This window comes from Colwellia sp. MB3u-41, from assembly GCF_014076845.1.
In the GTDB taxonomy this organism is placed as follows: domain Bacteria; phylum Pseudomonadota; class Gammaproteobacteria; order Enterobacterales; family Alteromonadaceae; genus Colwellia_A.
On the sequence record NZ_JACGUT010000028.1, the window covers coordinates 1 to 24,083 of the forward strand.

Annotated in this window: 21 protein-coding genes, 4 tRNA genes and 2 pseudogenes; 12 read left to right on the plus strand and 15 right to left on the minus strand. The window is 36.9% G+C overall.

Going from position 1 to position 24,083, the window contains the following annotated elements; all coding sequences use genetic code 11:
* Nucleotides 1–504: pseudogene (locus tag H4J73_RS01280) on the plus strand (hypothetical protein); the annotation flags it as partial.
* 458 nt (nt 505–962) lie between these two features.
* The gene (locus tag H4J73_RS01285; protein WP_182177943.1) at nt 963–1,175 is read left to right on the plus strand and encodes a hypothetical protein; all 213 of its coding nucleotides are present in this window, start codon (nt 963–965) and stop codon (nt 1,173–1,175) included.
* A gap of 12 nt (nt 1,176–1,187) precedes the next feature.
* On the opposite strand, the gene uvrB is transcribed toward H4J73_RS01285, so the two are convergent.
* Both uvrB and H4J73_RS01295 read right to left on the minus strand, forming a co-directional pair.
* Nucleotides 1,188–3,185 (minus strand): excinuclease ABC subunit UvrB, encoded by a 1,998-nt coding sequence (uvrB, locus tag H4J73_RS01290; protein WP_182177941.1) that lies wholly within the window; start codon nt 3,183–3,185, stop codon nt 1,188–1,190.
* Nucleotides 3,185–4,558 (minus strand): MATE family efflux transporter, encoded by a 1,374-nt coding sequence (locus tag H4J73_RS01295; protein WP_182177939.1) that lies wholly within the window; start codon nt 4,556–4,558, stop codon nt 3,185–3,187. Before H4J73_RS01295 ends, uvrB begins: the two co-directional genes overlap by 1 nt.
* A gap of 568 nt (nt 4,559–5,126) precedes the next feature.
* Between H4J73_RS01295 and H4J73_RS01300 the strand changes: the two genes are divergently transcribed.
* From H4J73_RS01300 to H4J73_RS01320, 5 genes are all read left to right on the plus strand, one after another.
* A tRNA-Asn gene (locus H4J73_RS01300) sits at nt 5,127–5,202 on the plus strand.
* 51 nt (nt 5,203–5,253) lie between these two features.
* A tRNA-Asn gene (locus tag H4J73_RS01305) sits at nt 5,254–5,329 on the plus strand.
* Between the two features lie 90 nt (nt 5,330–5,419).
* Nucleotides 5,420–5,495 (plus strand) — tRNA-Asn (locus tag H4J73_RS01310).
* Between the two features lie 88 nt (nt 5,496–5,583).
* A tRNA-OTHER gene (locus H4J73_RS01315) sits at nt 5,584–5,670 on the plus strand.
* Between the two features lie 268 nt (nt 5,671–5,938).
* The gene (locus tag H4J73_RS01320) at nt 5,939–6,199 is read left to right on the plus strand and encodes a hypothetical protein (RefSeq protein ID WP_182177937.1); all 261 of its coding nucleotides are present in this window, start codon (nt 5,939–5,941) and stop codon (nt 6,197–6,199) included.
* Nucleotides 6,200–6,490: 291 nt separating this feature from the next.
* On the opposite strand, the gene H4J73_RS01325 is transcribed toward H4J73_RS01320, so the two are convergent.
* The 7 genes from H4J73_RS01325 to H4J73_RS01355 all read right to left on the minus strand — a co-directional run bounded on the left by H4J73_RS01325 (nt 6,491) and on the right by H4J73_RS01355 (nt 14,900).
* Nucleotides 6,491–7,357, minus strand: a complete 867-nt coding sequence (locus tag H4J73_RS01325; protein ID WP_182223289.1) for an NAD(P)-dependent oxidoreductase — start codon at nt 7,355–7,357, stop codon at nt 6,491–6,493.
* Between the two features lie 153 nt (nt 7,358–7,510).
* Complete coding sequence (greA, locus tag H4J73_RS01330; RefSeq protein WP_182177933.1) at nt 7,511–7,987, minus strand: transcription elongation factor GreA; 477 nt, start codon at nt 7,985–7,987, stop codon at nt 7,511–7,513.
* 120 nt (nt 7,988–8,107) lie between these two features.
* Complete coding sequence (gene carB / locus H4J73_RS01335; RefSeq protein ID WP_182177931.1) at nt 8,108–11,326, minus strand: carbamoyl-phosphate synthase large subunit; 3,219 nt, start codon at nt 11,324–11,326, stop codon at nt 8,108–8,110.
* A gap of 32 nt (nt 11,327–11,358) precedes the next feature.
* Complete coding sequence (gene carA, locus H4J73_RS01340) at nt 11,359–12,498, minus strand: glutamine-hydrolyzing carbamoyl-phosphate synthase small subunit (RefSeq protein ID WP_182177923.1); 1,140 nt, start codon at nt 12,496–12,498, stop codon at nt 11,359–11,361.
* Nucleotides 12,499–12,764: 266 nt separating this feature from the next.
* Nucleotides 12,765–13,568, minus strand: coding sequence for a 4-hydroxy-tetrahydrodipicolinate reductase (gene dapB / locus H4J73_RS01345; protein WP_182177916.1), 804 nt, complete (start codon nt 13,566–13,568; stop codon nt 12,765–12,767).
* A 40-nt stretch (nt 13,569–13,608) separates the two neighbouring features.
* On the minus strand, nt 13,609–14,031 hold the full coding sequence (locus H4J73_RS01350; protein WP_182177915.1) for a hypothetical protein: 423 nt from the start codon (nt 14,029–14,031) through the stop codon (nt 13,609–13,611).
* Nucleotides 14,032–14,276: 245 nt separating this feature from the next.
* A complete protein-coding gene (locus tag H4J73_RS01355; RefSeq protein ID WP_182223288.1) occupies nt 14,277–14,900 on the minus strand; it encodes an FKBP-type peptidyl-prolyl cis-trans isomerase in 624 nt (207 codons plus the stop codon).
* Between the two features lie 206 nt (nt 14,901–15,106).
* On the opposite strand from H4J73_RS01355, the gene H4J73_RS01360 reads away from it, so the two are divergent.
* The 3 genes and pseudogenes from H4J73_RS01360 to H4J73_RS01375 all read left to right on the plus strand — a co-directional run bounded on the left by H4J73_RS01360 (nt 15,107) and on the right by H4J73_RS01375 (nt 18,062).
* The gene (locus H4J73_RS01360; protein WP_182223287.1) at nt 15,107–16,426 is read left to right on the plus strand and encodes a Na+/H+ antiporter NhaC family protein; all 1,320 of its coding nucleotides are present in this window, start codon (nt 15,107–15,109) and stop codon (nt 16,424–16,426) included.
* A gap of 379 nt (nt 16,427–16,805) precedes the next feature.
* Nucleotides 16,806–17,815: pseudogene (locus tag H4J73_RS01370) on the plus strand (serine hydrolase domain-containing protein).
* Entirely contained in the window at nt 17,790–18,062 is a 273-nt protein-coding gene (locus H4J73_RS01375; protein WP_182223284.1) for a hypothetical protein, read from the plus strand. The pseudogene H4J73_RS01370 and the gene H4J73_RS01375 overlap by 26 nt, the downstream one beginning before the upstream one ends.
* A 383-nt stretch (nt 18,063–18,445) precedes the next feature.
* Here H4J73_RS01375 and H4J73_RS01380 read toward each other — a convergent pair whose 3' ends face one another.
* Nucleotides 18,446–18,898 carry a hypothetical protein gene (locus tag H4J73_RS01380; RefSeq protein ID WP_182223283.1) on the minus strand — a complete coding sequence of 151 codons (453 nt, stop codon included), beginning with the start codon at nt 18,896–18,898 and terminating at the stop codon, nt 18,446–18,448.
* A gap of 66 nt (nt 18,899–18,964) precedes the next feature.
* On the opposite strand from H4J73_RS01380, the gene H4J73_RS01385 reads away from it, so the two are divergent.
* Both H4J73_RS01385 and H4J73_RS01390 read left to right on the plus strand, forming a co-directional pair.
* On the plus strand, nt 18,965–19,138 hold the full coding sequence (locus H4J73_RS01385) for a hypothetical protein (RefSeq protein WP_182177907.1): 174 nt from the start codon (nt 18,965–18,967) through the stop codon (nt 19,136–19,138).
* Between the two features lie 166 nt (nt 19,139–19,304).
* Nucleotides 19,305–20,033 (plus strand): LytTR family DNA-binding domain-containing protein, encoded by a 729-nt coding sequence (locus H4J73_RS01390; protein ID WP_182223282.1) that lies wholly within the window; start codon nt 19,305–19,307, stop codon nt 20,031–20,033.
* Between the two features lie 214 nt (nt 20,034–20,247).
* Here the strand turns inward: H4J73_RS01390 and H4J73_RS01395 are convergent, their stop codons facing one another.
* The 5 genes from H4J73_RS01395 to H4J73_RS01415 all read right to left on the minus strand — a co-directional run bounded on the left by H4J73_RS01395 (nt 20,248) and on the right by H4J73_RS01415 (nt 24,064).
* Nucleotides 20,248–20,496: a hypothetical protein gene (locus tag H4J73_RS01395; protein WP_182223281.1), complete on the minus strand. Its 249-nt coding sequence runs from the start codon at nt 20,494–20,496 to the stop codon at nt 20,248–20,250.
* Nucleotides 20,497–20,508: 12 nt separating this feature from the next.
* Nucleotides 20,509–21,327, minus strand: coding sequence for a CPBP family intramembrane glutamic endopeptidase (locus H4J73_RS01400; RefSeq protein WP_182223280.1), 819 nt, complete (start codon nt 21,325–21,327; stop codon nt 20,509–20,511).
* Nucleotides 21,328–21,447: 120 nt separating this feature from the next.
* A complete protein-coding gene (locus H4J73_RS01405) occupies nt 21,448–22,290 on the minus strand; it encodes a LytTR family DNA-binding domain-containing protein (protein WP_310649678.1) in 843 nt (280 codons plus the stop codon).
* 113 nt (nt 22,291–22,403) lie between these two features.
* Entirely contained in the window at nt 22,404–23,240 is an 837-nt protein-coding gene (locus tag H4J73_RS01410) for an N-acyl homoserine lactonase family protein (protein ID WP_182177903.1), read from the minus strand.
* A gap of 14 nt (nt 23,241–23,254) precedes the next feature.
* Nucleotides 23,255–24,064, minus strand: coding sequence for a M48 family metallopeptidase (locus tag H4J73_RS01415; RefSeq protein WP_182177901.1), 810 nt, complete (start codon nt 24,062–24,064; stop codon nt 23,255–23,257).
* Between the last annotated feature and the right edge of the window lie 19 nt (nt 24,065–24,083).

Below are 24,083 nucleotides of genomic sequence, written 5' to 3' on the forward strand. Positions count from 1 at the left end.
GTTGCAACACCGGTATTTGAAACACCTGTTGTTGCAACATCTGTGGTTGCCACGCCGGTATCTGAAACACCTGTGGTTCAACCGCCCGTAGTTGAGACACCTGTAGTTGAAACACCTGTAGTTGAAACACCTGTAATTGAAACGCCGGTAGTTGAAACACCTGTGGTTGAAACGCCAACAACAGAAGTACAGCAAGATTTACCTTTTGACGAGCCTCAAGTAGTAGCACAAGTAACTGAAGATGCTATCGAAAAACCGAAGCGAGTTATATCGAGAAAACCAAGCCCGAAAATCAGTTCAAAAGCAGGTAAGGTTTCGAGTAAAGGCAGTAAGCCAGGTAAATCATCTTCACCGATGACTAAAACAGAAACGATTACGATGATCAATGAAATCCCTACTGACTTCGTTGCAAACGAAAATCGTAAGGAACATGCTTCATCAGGTAAGATGGCAATGGTATCTGATGCAGTTAGCCGCAGTGGTGCTGGTCCAACAAAACCGTAGATTTTATCAGTAAAGTATCATCTTTACCGATAGGTGAAACTAAAAAAGCCAGTCATTAGACTGGCTTTTTATTGGCTATAATTGACGTTTATCATTACTTTTATACAACCTATTAAACTTTAATCGGTAACAACCTTAAAAGTATTCTTTTCAAAAGCCCTAAATAATTGGCTATAGGGGTAAACATCAGCAAAAATTTACTTTAGCTTAGAGAGTACTTTCATATTATTCAGATAAATTTTAAATCCCCTAAAATATCAAGTGATTAGCACTAAAGTACAACCTCCTTATACAACGAAGCTTCTAACAAACAGTTTTAATTCCTAAAACATATAACCCTAACACTGACATGATCTAAACTTAACTGATATAAGTCAAAGCTGATCTTGTGCTCAATCGAGGTTAAATTTACTAACAGTAAGAAGCATAAAGTCATTTAAGTTTCAGGGCGGAAATATATGAGTGTTATTTGGAAAAATCATGCAAATCGGCTAATAGACTTCGTTAATAACGATAACGAAGTTCAAGCACACCTTTATCTTGAACAGTTAATGCTATTCCCTTTAGATATTCAAGATAAGATAATTAATGACATTAGCCACTTGGCACATTGTAATTGTGAAGCCGTCTCAAACATCATCAATCAATATATGATGTTTGAGCTCAAATAACCAATGGATTTACTAACGAGATAATTGTTGCTCTCTTAATTTTGCAACTTCATCGCGTAAATTAGCAGCTTGTTCAAACTCTAGATTTTGAGCATGGCTAAGCATATCATTTTCAAGCTGTTTAATTTTTTTATCAATCTCTTTAATAGATAATACTTTATAATCTGTTGCTTGTTCAGCCACATTTAACAACGTATCACTTGAAGATACCGTACCATTGTGAAGTGCATCACTGATTTTGCTTATGACTCCCCGAGGGGTAATATTATTGTCAATATTGTATTGATGCTGCATCTCACGTCGACGTTCGGTTTCATCAATCGCTTTTTTCATTGAACCGGTAATTTTCGCCGCATACAAAATAGCACGGCCATTAATATTACGAGCAGCACGACCAATGGTTTGAATTAGGGAACGCTCTGAGCGTAAAAAACCTTCTTTATCAGCATCTAAAATCGCCACTAACGACACTTCAGGCATATCTAAACCTTCGCGTAGTAAGTTAATACCAACCAGGACATCAAACTTACCTAAACGAAAATCGCGAATAATTTCGACACGTTCAACAGTATCAATATCAGAGTGTAAATAGCGCGCTTTTACATTATGTTCATCTAAGTAATCAGTAAGATCTTCAGCCATCCTCTTGGTTAACGTAGTGGCTAAAACACGCTCTTGGATAGCAACACGTTTACGAATTTCAGACAATAAGTCATCAACTTGCGTTTCAACAGGACGAACTTCAATAATGGGATCGAGTAATCCTGTTGGACGTACAAGCTGCTGGGCAATATCATCACCTGACTTTTCAATTTCATAATTACTGGGTGTCGCTGAAACATAAATTGTTTGCGGGGCTAACGCTTCAAATTCATCAAACTTCATTGGCCGGTTATCGAGCGCGGAAGGTAAACGAAAACCATAATTCACTAAGTTTTCTTTACGTGAACGATCCCCTTTATACATCGCACCTATTTGCGGCACCGTCACATGAGATTCATCAATAATTAATAAGCCATCATCCGGTAAATAATCGAACAAAGTCGGTGGTGCTTCGCCTTCACCTCGACCTGACAAATATCGAGAATAATTTTCAATACCCGAGCAATAACCCAGCTCTGTCATCATTTCAATATCAAACTGCGTACGTTGCACGATACGCTGCTCTTCTACTAAGCGGTTATTTTCTTTGAGAAATGTTGAACGCTCTTTGAGTTCGATCTTTATTTTATCAATTGCTGATAATACTTTATCTCTTGGCGTTGCATAATGTGTTTTAGGATATACCGTTACTCTTTCTAAAGTACGGTCAACTTGTCCAGTCAGCGGATCAAACATTGACAAGCGTTCTATTTCTTCATCAAATAATTCAACACGTAACGCTAAACGGTCCGACTCTGCAGGAAATATATCAATAACATCGCCACGCACCCGATAAGTCGCTCGCTGAAAAGCAACATCGTTACGCTTATACTGTAATTCAGCGAGGCGGCGTAAAATATCGCGCTGATTAATAATATCGCCAACACTGATGTGTAACATCATTTTTAAGTACGAGTCAGGATCGCCCAAACCATAAATAGCAGAAACTGAAGCAATAATAATAACGTCCCGGCGCTCAAGTAGTGCCTTAGTGGCCGACAAACGCATTTGCTCGATATGTTCGTTAACAGAAGCATCTTTCTCTATAAAAGTATCGGTTGTAGGCACATAGGCTTCTGGCTGGTAGTAATCATAATAAGAAACAAAGTATTCCACCGCGTTGTTTGGAAAGAACTCCTTCATTTCGCTATAAAGTTGAGCTGCGAGGGTTTTATTAGGCGCAATCATCATCGTTGGACGATTTGACGTGGCAACAATATTAGCAATCGTGAAGGTCTTTCCTGAGCCAGTCACACCTAAGAGTGTTTGATGTGCTAAACCACTTCCAAGGCCTTCAAGTAATTGTTTAATGGCAGCAGGCTGATCACCATTGGGTGTATAATCTGACTTTAAGTCCATGGTTTTCATTATGATACTTCCTTTGCTTCAGCAAACTCACGTGAAAATTGTTTATTAAATAAACGGTAAGAAATCATCGCCATAATAAGATTACCAAGAAATCCACCAATAAAAAAACCTTCCAACCCATAATAAACACTGCCGAAATAGGCGAGAGGTACGTAACAGATAAAGAGTCGAACAGCACTAAGCATTAATGCCACCATCGGTTTATGCAGTGCATTAAATGAAGAGTTAGTTAAAATAATAACTCCCTGTAATCCATAGCCTAATGGCAATATCCACATAAATAAAATAATAATATCAGCTACGGCTTGTTCTTTCGAGAAAATATCAGCGATAAAAGGAGCAATTAACACAAGTAAAAAATAGATAAGTAACTGCCATATCAAGACAAACTTTATTGATGCTTTATAACTTTTTTCAACACGGTGCATATTACCTGCACCAAAATTTTGACTGATAAAAGGAGGTAGCGTCATAGACATAGCCAAAACGACTAAACAGGCTATCGATTCAATACGAGAGCCAACACCAAAGGCAGCAACTGCTGACTCACCATAGTTAGCCACAATCGCCGTTAAAACAGCAGCAGCTAGTGGAGTAAGCATATTAGCACCCGCTGCGGGTAAACCTATGTGTAAAATACCTTTACTTGAAGCAATAAATGTCTTTAATGGTAAAAGTTTAGTATGAATTAATTGACGCTTTACACCAACAATGTATAAAACCAATAATAATCCAAAAATCCAAGAAATTAATGTCGCTATTGCAGCACCTTTTATTCCCATCGCTGGGATAGGTCCTAACCCAAAAATAAAAATAGGGTCTAATATCGCATTAATTAAACCAGCGCTGCCCATGATTACACTAGGTGTTTTAGTATCACCAGAAGCCCTTAAAATTGAATTACCTATCATCGGGCCAATTAAACAAATACTGCCGATAAACCAAATATCCATGTATTCATGAATAAGTGGTAATAAGGCTTCACTCGCCCCTAATAATAAAAAAATTTCATCAATAAAGTAAAAACCTGCTAAAGATAAGAGGCCAACAATGATTGCAGCTAAATATATAGCAGCGGTACCTGAATTTTTTGCTGACTCATCACTGCCCCTCCCCAACGCTTTAGCAATAACTGCTGACGTGCCAATACCTAGGCCAATCGTTAGACTGATGACAGTAAAAGTAATCGGAAAGGTAAAGCTAATAGCGGCTAAAGGCTGTGTACCAAGTAAGCCAACAAAAAAAGTATCAACTAAATTAAAGGTCATTAATAAAACCATACCGTAGATCATGGGAATGGTCATGCGTTTAATCGTATCTGCAACGGGGTCTTCAAGTAAGTTGATTTTCTTAGTTTTATTTTTTTCGGTCATTTAAAGGTAGCTTTTGCTTGTCTTTGCAGGAAAATACCAAAGTATTGTAAAAGATAGTGATAAGACTCGCTATGTATATATTTTATTTCAACTTCATTTTAATTTTTTATATAAATTTAATGTTAAAAAAAATAAATAATAACGTTGAAATATCTTTACTTTTGTATAATCCACAGCAAATGGGTATAAAAACTGACGTTGCACAAAAATCACACTAAGAGAGTAAAACCGACAACAAAAAAAGCTAATGCATTGTTATAAAAGAATAAAGATAAAAATCCATTATATCCCTGTTTAGCTGTAACGTGCATTCTTCACCCTAGTTACGCTTTTTTACACTTTAACTCACAAAGTTATCCACAGATTCCGTGGATAACTTTGTGCAATAGTCACTTACAAATCTAAAGAGCAAAAATAGCACTGAATTTGAAGATAAAGCAGACTTAGTGTCGACAAAACAAGCAAACAAACAAAATAATGATTTTTTTCTACATTTTGTGTTGACAGTTCACCCACGGACATTTAATATCTCGCCCCGTTAGCCAAGACCCTTGGCAAACAAAACAATTCCTCAATAGCTCAGTTGGTAGAGCAACGGACTGTTAATCCGTTTGTCCCTGGTTCAAGTCCAGGTTGAGGAGCCAAATTATAGTAATGGCTTTATAGTATTTTAAAGCGGTTACATGAAGAACAATTCCTCAATAGCTCAGTTGGTAGAGCAACGGACTGTTAATCCGTTTGTCCCTGGTTCAAGTCCAGGTTGAGGAGCCATATTGAAAAGCCTGCAAGTATTTGCAGGCTTTTTTATTAATTTAAATTACTATACTTCACTTGATTTATAGTGATGATTGAAAGCACAATTCCTCAATAGCTCAGTTGGTAGAGCAACGGACTGTTAATCCGTTTGTCCCTGGTTCAAGTCCAGGTTGAGGAGCCACATAAGATAAGCCTGCAAATATTTGCAGGCTTTTTTTTTCTGAATAACGATACTTCAATTAATTTATTGTAATGACTTAAAGCACAATTTTTCAATAGCTCCGTTGGTAGAGCAACGGACTGTGCTTAAATAAAACGAGCGTTTGCCCCTGGTTCAAGTCCAGGTTGAGGAGCCACATAAGATAAGCCTGCAAATGTTTGCAGGCTTTTTTTTAATCTGAAAATTTGTAAACCTCGATTATATGACAAAAACGTAACAGCAAAAATACTCGCGAGCCTACTTATAAAAGTAAGGTTAACCACTTATTACTTAACTTGTATTTACCTTCACTTCCAATAAAGTACACAACCCACACAATAAATTAAAATAAATTCAGATAATGTGTAAGTTTTTAACTCCTAAGGTTACTAACTAAACATAACTTCTATAAAAACGAGAACACAATGAACAATACTTCAGCTAAAAACACTAAATTTAATAAACAACCAACTGGCAGTAAAACACTAGGCTTTTTAAAAGCTCTAGCCTTTTACGCTATTTCTTATACATTTTGGATTTTGCTATTTGTAATGAATGACGGACCTGGTGGCGTAGAGTCTCAACATTTAGTCGTAATAGGTATCGCTCACACCATATTGATCTTTATTCATGGCATATCAGCTTTTGACCCCAAAGGCTCTGCAAGCAAAGAACTTCATCACTAACTCTACACTTAAGTTAGACAGAACTGTTTGAACCACCTGTGTAACGCATATTTCAAGTTATCGGTTTAAGCTGACATCATGTATAAGGGCATAGATAAGAGTGAAAGAAAGACTAACTATTGGCCGGGTAATCATAAAAAAATTAAACAAGAACATTAAAAATTAAAACCATCAGTATTACAAAATTGCTTTGAGCAATTACCTTTTCGGTTTGTTTATCTAAGGTGAAATTTTAAATTATTGTTAACTAAATAAACAAACCAATGACATACGGGTTTTATTTAAAACCGCTTAATCATCTAAGCGGGTAATCAAACTAGAAGTATCCCAACGATTACCGCCTTTTTTCTGAACCGTTTCATAGTAACCGTCTAATTGTTTTGTAACCGTTAAGTCAGCTCCAATCTTTTCAGCTTCACTAAACGCCATGGCTAAATCTTTTCTGACCCAGTCAACCGCAAAACCAAAATCAAACTCTCGAGCACACATTGTTTTACCACGATTATCCATTTGCCAAGAGCCCGCAGCACCTTTTGAAATGGTTTCGATTAACTTGTCAGTATCTAAGCCCGCCTTTTGAGCGAAATTCAATCCTTCAGCTAAACCCTGTACGGTATTAACAAAACAAATTTGATTCACCATTTTAGCTAACTGCCCAGAGCCAACTTTACCCATTAATTGGCTAAAGCGTGCATAAGTATCTATTACCGGTTTTATTTGTTCAAAAATATTAAGTTCACCGCCAGCCATAATCGTTAAGACACCATTTTCAGCGCCAGCTTGGCCTCCCGATACAGGTGCATCAATAAAGTGCTTATTTTGTAATTTAGCAAGTGAATCAAGATCTCTTGCCAGCTCTGCTGAAGCGGTAGTGTGGTCAACTAAAATAGCACCGATAGCTAAGCCCGAAAATATGCCATCGTCGCCTAAAACAACTTGTCTTACATCGTTGTCATTCCCTACACATGAAAAGACAATCTCGCAGCCTTCTGCGGCTTCTCTTGGGGTATTAGCTAAACAACCACCAAATTCCTTTACCCATTTTTCTGCCTTTGCTGTTGTGCGGTTATATACACAAACATCAAAACCTGCATTTTTCAAATGCCCGGCCATAGGATAGCCCATTACGCCTAAACCAATAAATGCTACTTTTTTCATATTATCTCCATGATAGGTTAAGTAAACGAATACATCTGATTGTTCAGTAAATGCTACAAAAGTTTATAAAATACGTAGCATGAATTCATGTCAAAAAAAAAGCCTATTACTTACATAATGGGCTCTTAATATTTTTAACACATACATTAATAGTTAAATATAGTCGACTGATACAATCTCATATTCAACAACACCGCCGGGTATAGTAATTTCTACTTCAGAATCAACTTCTTTACCAATTAAACCACGTGCAATAGGTGAGTTTAATGATATACGCCCTGTTTTAAAGTCAGCTTCATCGTCGCCAACAATTTTATAAGTGACTTCCACTTCGGTATCGATGTTTAATAAGGTAACGGTTGTACCAAAAATCACTTTGCCATGATTGGGTATTTTAGTTATGTCGATAACCTGAGCATTACAAAGCCTTCCTTCAATATCTTGAATTCGTCCTTCACAAAAGCCCTGCTCTTCTTTTGCTGCATGATATTCTGCATTTTCTTTTAAATCACCATGCTCTCGGGCAACCGCAATATCTTTTACAATGCGAGGGCGTTTTTCTGTTTTTAAAACTCTAAGCTCTTCTTTTAGCTGTTCAGCACCAAGAAGTGTCATTGGATATTTTGTCATTTTTCTCTTCTTTTTCAAATGATAAAGGTGGCTTACTTAAAAAGTATAACCACCCTTATATAATATATTTTTAATAAGGTATTTACTTAATGGTAAGCAAACACCCTACATAGTTCGTTATTAACTACATTGTTTATGCAGTTCTTGTATCGATGTTACCGTATTTCTGTCGTCAGCGGAATGAGATTGGCATGTAGCAAATGCTGCATTCAAGGTCGTAGTATATTCCACCTTATAGCGCAATGCTCCTCCACGCAAGACTTTAGAATCTTCAATCGCTTTGCGACCTTCTGTGGTGTTAATAATATAACTATACTCACCATTTTTGATTCTATCAAGAATATGCGGTCGCCCCTCTTGAACTTTATTTACAAGACGGCATGGTATATTAGCTTCACCCAATATTATCGCTGTTCCATGAGTCGCATCAACATCATACCCTAAAGCAACCAACTGTTTCGCTAATTCAACAACACGTACTTTATCACTATTACGAACAGAGATTAACGCACGACCTGATTTAGGTACTGAAACACCGGCACCCAAACAAGCTTTTGCGTACGCTTCTTCAAATGTCTTGCCAACGCCCATCACTTCACCCGTAGAGCGCATTTCTGGTCCTACTAATGGATCACTGCCATGAAACTTGTTAAACGGAATAACAACTTCTTTCACAGAGAAATAAGGTGGAATAATTTCTTTCGTTATACCTTGCTCTTTCAATGACTTTCCTGCCATAACACGTGCACCTATTTTAGCTAAAGGAACAGAAGTCGCTTTAGATACAAAAGGAATAGTACGTGCAGCACGAGGGTTTACTTCAATAATGTAAACTTCGTTATCTTTTACCGCCATCTGGGTATTCATCAAGCCAACAACACCTAGCTCAAAAGCTAAATCAGTGACTTGTTTGCGCATAACATCTTGAACTTCTTGGCTTAAGCTATAAGCAGGCAATGAACATGCTGAATCGCCTGAGTGAACACCTGCTTGTTCAATATGTTGCATAATTCCGCCAACAACCACATCGGTACCGTCACAAATAACGTCAATATCAACTTCAATCGCATCATCAAGGAAATGGTCAAGTAATACTGGCGAGTCATTTGAAACGCTAACCGCTTCGGTCATATAACGACGTAAATCGTCTAGGTCATAAACAATTTCCATTGCACGGCCACCTAGAACATAAGACGGACGAACAACTAATGGGAAACCAATCGCTTCGGCTTTCGCCATTGCTTCTTCGATTGACGTAACAGTAGCATTTTCAGGTTGCAATAAACCTAAACGTTCAACGGCTTGTTGGAAGCGTTCTCGGTCTTCTGCTCTGTCGATAGCATCAGGAGACGTACCAATAATTGGCACACCGGCAGCTTCTAAGGCACGCGCTAATTTAAGAGGCGTTTGACCGCCATATTGCACAATGACGCCTTTAGGCTTTTCAATACGAACAATCTCGAGTACATCTTCGAAAGTGATTGATTCAAAATATAAACGATCAGATGTGTCGTAATCGGTTGAAACCGTTTCAGGATTACAGTTCACCATAATTGTTTCATAACCGTCTTCGCGGAGTGCTAATGCAGCATGAACACAACAGTAATCAAATTCAATTCCCTGACCAATACGGTTTGGACCGCCACCTAAGATCATAATTGATTCTTTATCGGTTGGGTTTGCTTCACACTCTTCATCATAAGTTGAATACATGTAAGCTGTATCAGAACTAAATTCAGCGGCGCAGGTATCAACACGTTTATAAACGGGGAAGATATTAGCGTTATGGCGTTTTTTACGCACTTCAGCTTCAGCGATACCAATTAAATCAGCAAGGCGAGAATCAGCAAAACCTTTGCGCTTAAGTTTGCGTAAATAATCGGCTGTTAATATTTTTAAACCGCCTTCAGCAACTTTTGCTTCTTCTAAAACGATATCTTCAATTTGAATAAGGAACCAACGGTCAATCATGGTTAAACGGTAAATATCATCAACTGTTAACCCTAAACGGAACGCATCAGCAATATACCAGATACGGTCAGAACCCGCTTCTTGAAGCTCGTGCATAATTTTAGTTTTAGCGCCAGGTTGTGTTACATCAACCATAGAGTCAAAACCATTGACGCCAACTTCTAAGCCACGTAATGCTTTTTGTAAGGATTCTTGTTGGTTACGGCCAATTGCCATTACTTCGCCAACAGATTTCATTTGCGTGGTTAAACGGTCTTCACAACCCGCAAATTTTTCAAAGTTAAAACGTGGGATTTTAGTAACAACATAATCGATAGTTGGCTCAAATGACGCAGGTGTTGCGCCACCGGTGATATCGTTAGTTAATTCGTCAAGCGTATAACCTACTGCTAATTTTGCAGCGATTTTTGCTATCGGAAAACCTGTTGCTTTGGAAGCTAATGCCGATGAACGAGAAACACGTGGATTCATCTCAATGATAACCATACGGCCAGTCTTAGGACAAATACCAAATTGTACGTTTGACCCCCCAGTTTCAACACCGATTTCACGTAAAACTGCAATCGAGGCATTACGCATAATCTGGTATTCTTTGTCTGTTAACGTTTGCGCAGGAGCAACCGTTATAGAATCACCGGTATGAATACCCATAGGGTCAAAGTTTTCAATCGAACAGATAATAATACAATTATCATTTTTGTCACGAACCACTTCCATTTCATATTCTTTCCAACCGATTAATGATTCATCAATCAATAATTCTGAGGTTGGAGAAAGATCTAAACCGCGCGTACAAATTTCATGGAATTCTTCGCGGTTATAAGCAATACCGCCACCACTGCCACCCATCGTAAATGAAGGACGAATAATACAAGGAAAACCTAGAACTTTACTGGCTGCATGCGCTTCTTCAATCGTATGCACAATTTCGGCATTGGGGGTATCTAAGCCAATCGCTTTCATTGCTTTGTCAAAGCGGGATCTATCTTCTGCTTTATCAATCGCATCAGCGGTTGCGCCGATCATCTCAACATTGAATTCTTTTAGTACGCCTTTTGCTTCAAGTTCTAAAGCACAGTTTAAAGCGGTTTGACCACCCATTGTCGGTAAAACCGCACAAGGACGTTCTTTTTCAATAATTTTACGCACAACTTCCCAGTGAATAGGCTCGATATAAGTTGCATCAGCCATTTCTGGATCAGTCATAATTGTAGCTGGATTTGAGTTAACTAATATAACTCGATAACCTTCTTCACGAAGTGCTTTACAGGCTTGTGCACCTGAATAATCAAATTCACAGGCTTGACCAATAACGATTGGACCCGCGCCTAAAATCAAGATACTTTTTAAATCAGTACGTTTTCCCATTTTTTAATTCTCTCTTATATCTTGTTGAAGGGCTAAGCTTTTTTATCGTTCATTAGATCGATGAAGTGATCAAATAATGGTGCAGCATCTGCAGGCCCAGGGCTTGCTTCTGGGTGACCTTGAAAACTAAAGGCTGGCTTGTCTGTGCGATGAATACCTTGAATTGACTGATCAAATAACGAGACGTGCGTGACTTTCAAATTCGCGGGCATTTTGTTTGCATCAATCGCAAAACCATGATTCTGCGCAGTTATCATAACAACATTGCGTGCGAAGTCTTTAACTGGATGGTTGCCACCATGATGACCAAATTTCATTTTTACGGTACCCGCGCCACTGGCTAAGCCAAGGAGTTGATGACCCAAACAAATGCCAAAAATTGGGGTGTCTGTTTCTAAAAATGTCTTGATTGCGGAAATGGCGTAATCACAGGGTTCTGGATCACCAGGTCCATTTGATAAAAATATACCATCGGGATTCATAGCAAGAACATCACTAGCAGGTGTTTGTGCTGGTACGACTGTTACTTTACAACCGCGGTCGACTAACATACGCAAAATATTACGTTTGGCACCAAAATCGTAGGCAACTACGTGAAACTGTGAATTTTCAGGAGTAATATGACCTTTACCTAATTCCCAGCTACCTTCTGTCCATTGATATTGCTCTTTCGTTGAAACAACTTTTGCTAAATCCATACCTTTAAGGCCTGGAAAAGCTTTAGCTTGAGCTAAAGCCTCTTTTTCTAAGGCCTCAGACATTGTATCAACAGTCATGATGCAACCGTTTTGAGCACCTTTTTCACGAAGAATACGCGTTAATTTACGCGTATCAATATCTGCAATCCCTAAAACATTACGTGCTTTTAGGTAGTCGCTTAAATTCTGTTCATTTCGAAAATTACTCGCTAATAGCGGTAAGTCACGAATAACTAAACCTTTAGCCCAAATAGTGTTTGATTCTTCATCTTCACTATTGGTACCTGTATTACCGATATGCGGGTACGTTAGGGTAATAATTTGCTCTGCATATGATGGGTCGGTAAGAATTTCTTGGTAACCGGTCATTGAAGTATTGAATACTACTTCACCAACAGCCGCTCCGTCTGCACCAATAGCGGTGCCTTTAAATACAGTGCCGTCTTCAAGCACTAAAATGGCAGATTTAGTCAATTTAACCTCCGTAAAGAAGAAAGAAGCTTAACGATGCAACTAAAAAACATCATTAAGTACAATTACGTGTCGGCTGTTTCCTCTAGAAACACCCATAAAAAATGCCAAAAATTTCGTTATTACTAACAGAACCACTAAATTTTTGACAAAATCCACTTATTTTACGCTTGTATCACATATTCGTCTAGCGATAATTGTAAAAACTAAGCGTTTAATTGAATATTCAGTTAAAACAGCCAAAAGTAACTGTTTTCCTTAAAATTTTATTATTTTAAGCCTAAAACATCCTGCATATCATAAAAGCCATTATCTGCTTCACTTAACCAGAATGCGGCTCTCATAGCACCTAGAGCGAAAGTCATTCTTGAACTAGCACGATGGGTGATTTCTAACCGTTCACCAATATCTGCAAAAAAGGCGGTATGCTCACCAACAATGTCTCCTGCTCGCACAGTGGCAAAACCAATGGTTTCTTTATCGCGCTCACCAGTAATACCTTCACGGCCATAAACAGCCACTTTATTTAAGTCTCTACCTAGAGTATTTGCTATGACTTGCCCCATTTTTACGGCTGTACCAGACGGAGCATCTTTCTTAAATCTATGATGTGCTTCAAATATTTCTATATCAGTATAGTCACCAATTGCTTTTGCGGTAACTTCTAGTAGTTTAAACATTAAATTAACGCCGACGCTGGTATTGGGTGCCAAAATAACAGGCATACTTTTTCCTGCTTCTTCAATAATGTTAACTTGTTCATCACTAAACCCCGTAGTACCAATAACGAGTGCTTTATGATGTTGTTGACACCATTTTATATTCTCTAACGTTGTTTCAATGGATGTAAAATCAATAAAAACATCAGCATTTATTAAGTCGTTTAAGTTTGTTGATGTTTTTTGGCCAATAGCGCCAATACCGGCGAGTTCGCCTAAATCAAAATGAGCAAACGATGATAATTCTCGTACGCTGCCACCCACAAGTTCAATAGATTGGTGCTCAACGGCAGCTTGAATTAAGTTACGCCCCATGCGGCCGCTACATCCTAAGATGGCTACTTTTACTTTCATTTTAAATCTCTATAAATTTATATTTTGATACAAGTCACTTTTAACGTACCAACACTAATGGTATTGCTAACTCAACACTGTTGGTTAAGTCGTGTGAAACAACACTGACTATTTTAAAGGCTTCGGCTATCTTAACAATATGAAAAAAAGCGGTAAAGTCAGCATAGATTTCATCATTGTTATCAATAAAAGCCCAATCAATACAAATATCGACGGATCCGTTAGCTGATTGATTATAGCTTGCAATTGTAGGGACTATTTTTTGTGTATTTGCGTGCTTTAATACCGTAAAAATATTTTCAAATTCTTGATTGAATGTTTCACTGTCCACTAAATAAGCAATTTTATCGGGGGTATGTAATGTACAAGGTAAATGGTAACAAGCACGTGCAGCAGCTAAATTACAATCTTCAAAGGCAGAAATATAATCTTTAAATAATTTGATCAGTGCTCGCTCTAACATGCGTTCCTACTTTTATGACGTTGTTAAGGTTAAATATCTATTGGCTTATATTAGTTATGTTTGCAGGGTATTCAACATTCATTACTATTACGGTAAAGACTCCTGCGTTACTTCTTGCATCCATATAGTCAACGCACCACGATATTGCTGGCAAGGACGGTGGTACTTAACTTTTGTCTGCAACTAAAGCTGACCAAGTATCCCGCCCATAAAAAAGCCCTCAACGGAGGGCTTTAAAAAACGAATTAGCTAACAATGGCTAATAACTCAACATCAAATACCAATGTTGAGTATGGTGGTATAGCACCTTGTGAGCCTTGCTCACCGTAAGCTAAATGGTAAGGTACGTATAAACGCCACTTAGAACCTTCAGCCATTATCTGTAAAGCTTCTGTCCAACCAGGAATAACGCCACCTACTGGAAATTCAGCAGGTTGGCCACGGTCTAAAGAACTATCAAAAATGTCGCCATTAATAAAAGTACCGTGATAATGAACACGAACCATACTTGCGGCTGTTGGCTTTTCGCCTTCACCCGTTGCTAATACTTCATATTGAAGACCAGACTCAGTAACCGTTACTTCATCACGCTTAGCATTTTCAATTAAGTATGCTTCGCCTTCAGCTGATTTTTCTTTAGCTGCAGCTTGTTCTAACTCTTGCATTTTTTTCGAAACAACTGAAAACGCAGCATTTAAATCTTCGTCTGATACTTGGCTTGCTGAATTAGCAATAGCATCAGCTAAACCCGCTTGTACAGCAGATACGTCAAATTCTTTGAAAGGGTTATTACGTAGTTGATCACCTAATTGACGACCTACACCGTAACTTACGCGTTGCTCAATAGTTTCAAATGTATTTTCTGACATGATATTCCTTATGTTTTCACCGACACAGTTATTGTGCAAAATGGCGATTAGATAAAAATTCGCGCAAGGATAACATAAAGTGGTGCTGGTCTGTAGCCTGAACTTAATACATTTTTTAATTTCCAGTTATGTCGCTATTTTTTATCGTTTTGCTATCAGTAAACTTTACGATAGACTAGCGTTAACTTAATGTTAAAGATAATTTTATGAATACAGAAGTCGTGACAACTCCCCCTAAAAAACGTTTAGTTAGTCTATTACCTTTTGCTGTTTTTCTGTGCTTATTCCTCGGTACCGGTATTGTACTGACACTACAAGGCGTTGAGTTTGCTTTTTATCAACTCCCTGCCAGTATCGCCATTATTCCTGCAATCTTAGTTGCTATATACCTAGGAAAAGACAGTATTAATGACCAAGTTAGCCAATTTATTTCGGGGGCTGGTCATGCAAATATTATTACAATGTGTGTAATTTATTTACTCGCAGGGGCTTTCGCTACGGTTGCCAAGACAACGGGGAGTGTTGATGCCAGCGTTCAATTAGGTTTGTCATTTTTCCCTGACTATTTACTATTGCCTGGTTTATTTTTAGTGGCTGCTTTTTTAGCAACAGCCATGGGGACCTCTATGGGAACTATTGCCGCTATTGCTCCGGTTGCACTTGGGTTCATCGAGTCTGCTAATTTAGATGCTTCAATTGTTGCTGGTTGCATTATCTCTGGTGCTATTTTTGGAGATAACTTGTCAATAATCTCTGACACCACCATAGCCTCAACACGGAGTCAGGGGGCACATATGAAAGATAAGTTTAAGGTTAACTTTAAATTTGCCGTACCTGCTGCACTTTTATGTTTGCTTATTTATGCCTCGATGGGGGTAAGTATTCCACACGAGCAGGTTCAAGATATTAATGTGCTTGGTTTACTGCCTTACTTGGTCATTTTAACGCTAGCTTTAATGGGCATTAATGTCTTTGTGGTTTTAATTGTTGGTATTATTTTCGCGGCAGCAATAGGCATGTATGATAACGGTTACCAATTGTCCAAATGGATAAGCGATATAAATGCAGGTTTTGGCAGCATGCAAGACATTTTCATTCTGTCGCTGTTTATTGGTGGTTTAAGTGAATTGATAAAGCGCCAAGGGGGCTTAGCCGCCCTAACCCATAGTATTGAAAATTTTGCGCGTAAACTTAACCCTAACAATAAAAAACGAGCGGCAGGTTTTGGTATAGCTTCATTAGCTTTTGCCTGTAATTTTTTCACCGCAAACAATACAGTATCTATTATTGTCACAGGTGAAACGGCGAAAGAGCTTGCTGATGATGGTGGTGTTAGCCCTGCTCACTCTGCCAGTTTATTAGATATCTACGCCTGTATTAACCAAGGTTTACTACCTTATGGTGCTCAAGCTTTACTATTAGGCGCTACTTTGAAAATATCACCTATAGAAGTCGTATCAAGCGCTTTTTATCCAATGATTTTACTCGTTGTTGCGAGCATTGCTTTTTGGCGAATTACTCGATAATTTTATTACCCTCCTGTTTTTCGGTGCTTATTTTTTATAATGAGCACGTTATCACTTTCCCTCTACAATCTTTAATAATGAATTACTCTCCATATCAAAGTAATTCATACCCCACCACTCACCTGTATGTTTTATGAGCGTCACTTGCGGAAAATATAGGCTTAATGTATAACACCAAAAACATACGAAAAAAGTTGTAAACAAAGTCAAATTAAAATCTAAATAAAAAATATAATAGACAAGGAAAACGAGTAAATGACAATGTCAAAAATCATTTTACCTATCGCTTTAGCCTGTAGCTTTTATTAACACCTTTGCTGAATCATCAAAGCCCGAAGTTCAAAAAATAGACCGCATTATCAATAAAGCATATCAGCTTATGGACTTTAACAGATCTGTGACCATCGCTAATGCTAAAGGTGTGATTTACCAAAATGCACTTGGTTTTGCTGATCAGAACAAAAAAATTAAATTAACAACAGACCACCTTTTAAGTATGGGCTCAATTTCGAAGGAATTTTCCACTGTTGCTTTAATCATGCTTGAGAAAGGAGGAAAAGTTCACGGCAACGATAAAGTAAGTATATATTTAACGAACTTGCCTACATGGGGAAAGACATCTCCATAGAACAACTCTTATCGCATACAAGTGGTTTACCTCAAATAGAATGGAGCCTAAATCTAGATACTACTGCAGTTGTAAAACAATTGATGTCGATAAAGACTTTAGCAGTAACACCCGGTACTGATTATTTATATGGGAACTTAAATGTTTTATTACGTGCTGGGGTTATTGAAAAAATAACAAGTCAGCCATTCACTACTTTTGTAAAAGAAAAGTTATTTATACCAGCCAAAATGACAAGTACCTTCAACAAAGTAGATCTTAATGATGTTCGTCCATCTGTTGTTGGTGATTATACATCAGCTATATTAAGTATCTCCTATTTCACCACCCCTGACGATTTATACCTTTGGGGAAAAACATTAATGAATAATCAATTTATTAATAAAGCTTCAATGCAAAGGGCTTTAAGACCTCATACGTTATCAGGTATGTCTTCACGCACATATTTTGATTTAGGGAATTTCATGAAGAATGATAAAGGCGAGATGACTTTATTGTTAAACGATGGCAGTAACCCTGATCACCATGCAATTAAAGCAAATCATCTAGATAAAGAGTCGATCATGATTTTAATGTCTAGCGACAGACGAAAAGTGACACTGTTTGAACTGAATGATTACATCGCTGATCTCGAACAATACAATAATAATGAAATTCCAGCCTCTTGGTGGCTCAGTAATGAAATAAAAAAGTCAAATTTTATTGAAGCATTCGGCAAATTCAAAACAACGATTAATGAGAAAAAATTATTTAATTGTTAGTGAAGATGCCATAAATAAATTGGATAACGCAATTGAAGTGATGAAGTTAAATACTGAGCTTTATCCTAATTCAGCTAATACTTATGATACTTATGATACTTATGCTGAGTTACTTGATCACACTAAACAATACAAAAAAGCGTTGCCTGTTATCCAAAAAGGATTAAAGCTGGAAAATAAAAAGAGCAATACTAAATTAATCAAATTTTTGAATGGGCATTTAATAACAGTAAATAAAAACCTATAACAGACTATTTCATTAAAAAATAAACACCCAATAATCTTTATAAGAAAGAGTTATTGAAAAACCTACAGATAGATTATCTGCTGATCTGTGTCAATGCCACTTTTCAGGTGCTTAAAGTTGAATCCGCTAATTCGCCGAAACGAATACAGCGACAATACCTAAGCCGAATATTGGGCATTTATCATTACAGGAAGTGTCAAAGTCCGCTGATGATCAAACTACGATTTATCGTAATTACGCTCTGCTTCCCAATAATTCGGCCCCCCATAAATGACAAGGAAATTTTTCTCTGTTATAAAATCGTTCTACAATGAAATAATATAAGTTAGACAATTAAACTTAAGCTGAAAAACTCAGATAATAGGTAAAGTAATGTTGCCTAACTAAGATCCGATAACAGTAATATAGCCAAGACTAAAATCGTCTACTTGGCAGCTTAAGTCGATACGTTGCTCATCACTTTTACTCAAAATAGCAGTAACTTGCTTTAAATTATCTGTACATAATAAAATTTTAGAAAACGTTACTTCTTTTTTTGTTTTTAGATTAAAAGCGGGCTGACAATCCTTAAGTACATCTACACAAGCTGAAATTATTGTTTTATTTATTTCTCTTTCTTGTAAAAGATGATCTATTTCGGCTTTCGCTATATTATTTTTAATTGCAGCAAAGACACAGGCAACCTGTAATTCTAGCATAACAACATTACGTAATTTACCTTTACTATCATTAAACAACCCTAATAAACAAGGCACTTTTCCTTCGTGTGCTTGTTGCTTATCTGCTGAATCCAAAGTGATAGTCATAGACAAACTTAAATTAAGTGTTTCATTCAATCGAGATACTTCGGGTAAGAACACTAACTTTTTTTTATTACTCTGAATCAAAGGTAAAACAGCATTATGCAATTCTTCAACATCAATGAGATAACAGATTCTGGCTTAGTGATCTCATCCTTATTATTGTTAATACTGGTGGAGAATGCCTACAAACAAGGGGTTAAAAAACGCACTGAAGAAGCCTTTATACTTATCAAGTTTGAAGCTAAAGAGCAAATTATGGCATTTGAAATATAAAATAATTTCGATGAGAATGAACAATCCAGCAACACGGGTATTGGGCTACAAAATTTAGAACAACGCCGAAAGCTCATCTACCCTGATTTACATCAGCTGGATATTTCATCTGAAAATGGCGTGTATTCGGTTCGGCTTGAAATACAATTAAAAAGCTAAGATAAGTATGAATAACAAAGACATTCGTTTTATGTTCATCGATGATGAACCTATCGCTCATTATATCATAGAAGAATACTATACAAACTTGCCACATTTCAAGTTGGTTAATCATAGTTATAACGCGCTGGAAGCCATGCAGTTTCTCGCGACCAACAGTGTCGATTTAATGTTTCTCGATATCAATATGCCAAAATTAAGCGGCTTTGATTTTCTAAAAACGTTAATGGTAAAACCAACAGTTATTGTTACTACCGCTTATCAAGAATTTGCCCTAGAAGGATTCGAATTAAATGTCAGTGACTACCTATTAAAACCGTTCAGTTTTGAACGTTTCCTAAAAGCAGTGAATAAAGTAACTTCTGAAAAGAATATTCATTTAACAGAACATCAGACTGTTTCAAATATTCCAAGTATTGTGGAAGACCTAAACCAAAGAATATTTATCAAGGGTGATAAAGCTCATCACCAAATTTCCCTAAATGACATTCTTTATATTGAAGCTTGCGGTAACTATTGTTTAGTTTATTGTAGTGATGGCAAAATAGTCACCCATCAAAAAATATCTCAGTTCGAAAACGAATTACCTCAGAATTTATTTATGAGAGTACATAAATCTTTCATTGTTGCTAAAAATAAAATCAACAGTGTGAGCTCTGGGCAAATTGAAGTAGCTGATTCAACCATCCCTATTGGTCAAACCTACAAAAAAAGATTAATAGAATTTATTAAATAAATTCAGTTTATCTAAATTTTTTTTAACCATGTATTGAGGTTAAATAGTCGATCAAATCGACAAACTATTCACAACTGTTATATTATTTCACAAGCTAAACTCATCTTAGAAACAGCAAAGGTATGAAACCTTAGTATAAAAAACGTTTGCTAATGGAATCAGAACTAATTAATTTATAAACAATACCTTCAATTTGTTGTAATAACCGCTTCAATTATAATTGAGCGATTTCCTGGCTTAAATCAATATTGCTATTGGTGACAATTTTTTCGAGTACTATCACCCTATTAACAAGTATATCTAACCTTTGTTGCGTCGCTATAATAGTATGACTCTCTCTGTCTTTTTGTAGCACTAATAATTTTTGATTCATCTCTGATTTGTACATAAAATAATTGCGTACAAACATTATGAGTAAAATTGGTGATGAAAGTGTCATCAATACTAAAAATAATTCAAACATTGCTAATCTCCTTTAGGTGCTTTGAGTTGTTAGTGAAGAATGAGGGGGCTCATCAGATCGATTTTTCCATAATGACTTAAAGGTTATTTCGCGCTTTTTCCCACGTCGAACAAGAAGATGTATGTAAACCAGACTTAGAATAATCGAGCTTGCCTTAAATATATTACCTTCTAAATCTCCTGCTGCACCGCCAGACATACCGAATATTCCATAAGCTGCATTCATAAAAATATGCATCCACAACGGAAACCAGATCCGGTAACCTGATTCACAAAACAACCAAGCAAACCAAGTACCTGCTACGGAAGTGATTGCGAAAGCCGCACAAGCTGACATAGGATCATGTCCTTGATATATATGTCCTAAACCAAAAATGACTGAACTCACTAAAGCTGCGGGTATAAAGCCTAGACGGCAATATCGAAATAAAACACCAAATAATACCGCTCTAAATAGAATTTCTTCGAATACACCTGCATATACTGAACCGACCATGACCCCTGACAGTGCTAAGTTTAGTTCGTTACTTAAGTAAGCGTAACCTAATACCATTGGTAAACAGCAAGCAACAGCTGCTTTAAGGTAATGTTCAAAGCCTTCTATTTTTAGCCCTAAAATTTCTTGTAAACTCACATCTCTAAATAATAAGCGTGCTGCTAAGACTAAGAAACTATATTTAAATAAATAGCTCGCGGGTGTTAATAACAGATAAGATTGTTGGTCCATCACTAATAATGATTCACTCCAACTTTCTCCCCAAAAATATTTCATCACATAATGACAGAATATAAAGGTGCTTATCATTATCAGTGTTTTAATTTTGTTATTCATATCTACCTGCTTAATTTAAGTTTTAAATTTCAAGTTAAGCATGACGAACACTGAATTTAAGATCTATTAATAAGGGGGGAAGTTCTGAATATTGGTACTAATAACAATGTATTGGGGCGATTAACAAGCTTCAGGGACTAACGACAAGGCTTGTTTTATCGTTTCAACATAAGTACGGGATACAGGAACAGTTAGTCCAATAGGTTTCATGACTAATTTCAAACCACCAGCATTACCCGTGCTAAGTTCAATTAATGCCACGTTTACCACATAAGAGCGATGACATCGGTGAACCAATGAATTTTCAGGTAATTGTTTTAATATACTAGTGAGAGAGCTACGTAATAAATGATGACAGACCTTACTGTCTTTCAAAATAGCAAGCTCACAGTAATTGTCAGCAGATTTAATAAATAAGAGTTGTGATAACGTTATTTGCAGTTTGTCTCCTTTATTCTCGCCAATTAAAGTTAATAACTGAGATGCTCCGAGTTCCTTATTAATTAACGTTTTATGACTATTTTCTATATTGTCTTCGGTTTCAATAACTTGTGACAAGACCATTGTCTTTTTTGCATGATTATTAACAAGGAAAATAAAAATAATCGGAAATGAGCCTATAGCAAAAGTATAGAAAATAAACAGTAATTGATTCTCCCAATGCCAACCCCCAAGAATTGCGACAACAAAATAACTGTGATTAAACACAGAAACTAACCCAATATAAATACAAGGAATAATCGAGAAGCGAAATTGGCTTTTAATATTAAGGCGAGTTAATCCAATTTCTAATATACCCGATAACAATAACGCACAAAAAGTTACCAGACCATAACCTGAGAGTCGTAGATATTTGAATGGGATAGTATGGTTATTAGTGCCAAAAGGTTGAAACACAAATAAAACAAATAAGGTTACCATAGAGAAAAATAGTGCCCGTTGGAACACTACTTTTCTGGACACAGAATTATCCTTCAGCCAAAGCTTCATGTTTTAAAATTCTTTTGAAATAACATTGGTAGGAAAAGTAACATATATTATTGATTAGTTACTGATTTTTTTAGCCGTTATTAGCATTAATTCAAATATTTTGGAAACACTGGCAAGCGTTCAAAGTCTTGTTTATCATGCTGAATAATAACTCTAGCGTTTTCTTTTTTTACTAATACTTCAAATTTAATTCTTGAATCAAGCGTCACTGCTTTTACATTATATTGAAGTACAGTATTAAGTTTTCGACCTTGTGCGTGAAGGTATAAGTCACCTGTCAGCAAAATCTTACCTGTTTTATTCAATCGAACCAAAAGTACTGAACTTCCCGGTGTAAGCCCTGGCATTGATTTGATAACAACGGAGCCATCATCAAAAACATCATATTCATCGCTAAATGCAATGGTTTTAGCCTTATCAAGTGCCGAGTAATACTCGCCGAAATATGAAATCACTGGTTCTGAAAACATATATTTATGTTCTAATTCATTGACTATGAACATAGATGAATCAAACTTGTTAGCATTGCCTGCGTGATCAGGGTGTACATGAGAAAGTGACAAATATTCAATGTCTTGTGGTTTGATATTCAATTGAGCAAGCTGTACAACTAACTTAGTTTTTAATTTAGCGTGCCAAACCCCGCCAACTTCACCATTAATATTATCAGCCAAACTATCAACATGACCAGTTTCCCAAAGTAAATCACCTTTAGGGTGTCTGATTAGAAAACACGGATTAGCCATTGGTAATTTTTGGCCATCATATGCTCCTATGCTTGACAGACTTTTCATATCTGCGACATCATAAGAACCACAATCTATCGTGTATAACTTGATGCTGTGTGCACTTAGCGCACTATTAGCCGAAAATATAGGGACTAATAGGCTTATTGAAAGACCAATAAATTTAGTAAAATTCATTTTTATGAGTATACCTATATATTATTGGGCCTTTTACAAGTAGGTGTATTCTTCGATTGATAAAAAACTTGAGATTTTGGTAAGTGAGCCGTCAATTGGTCAATACGCGTTTTATTGGATGGATGAGTTGACATAAATTCTGGTGGCGAACCGTTTGAAATTTTTGCCATATTCTGCCATAACGTGATGGCAGCCGAAGGATCAAAGCCGGACTTGGCCATTAAGTCTTGCCCTACAATATCTGCTTCACTCTCATGGGTACGACCATATGGCATTAACACACCATATTGTAAGCCTAAACCTAAACCCGACATCCATAAGTTACGATTCTCTACATTTCCAGCTGATAATGCCGTGTCGACAACCGCCATGCCTGTTTGAGATATTTTACTTGATGACATACGTTCGTTCGAGTGACGTTCAATAACATGACCAACTTCATGGCCAATAATTGCACCCAGTTGGTTTTGATTTTCTGCCACCTTTAAAATACCGGTATAAACACCAATTTTACCACCTGGTAAAGCAAAAGCATTCACTTGTTCAGAATCAAAGACAACCACTTCCCATTCACCTTGATGAGCTGATTTAGGCACATTGATTGTGATCGCTTTAGCGACACAATATACGTAATTATTCACGGCTATATCAGTACTCATTTTTTCTTTTTCTTTCATTTGCTCAAATGAACTTGCCCCCATTTGCTCAAGCTCTGAACTTGAAAAAAGTGTTATTTGATGACGACCAGTAGAAGATTTTGCGCAACTTGCTAAAAGAACGAGTCCAGCAAGCGTTAATGAGAGGGTAATTTTATTATTCAACATTTTTCCTTAGGTGATTGCT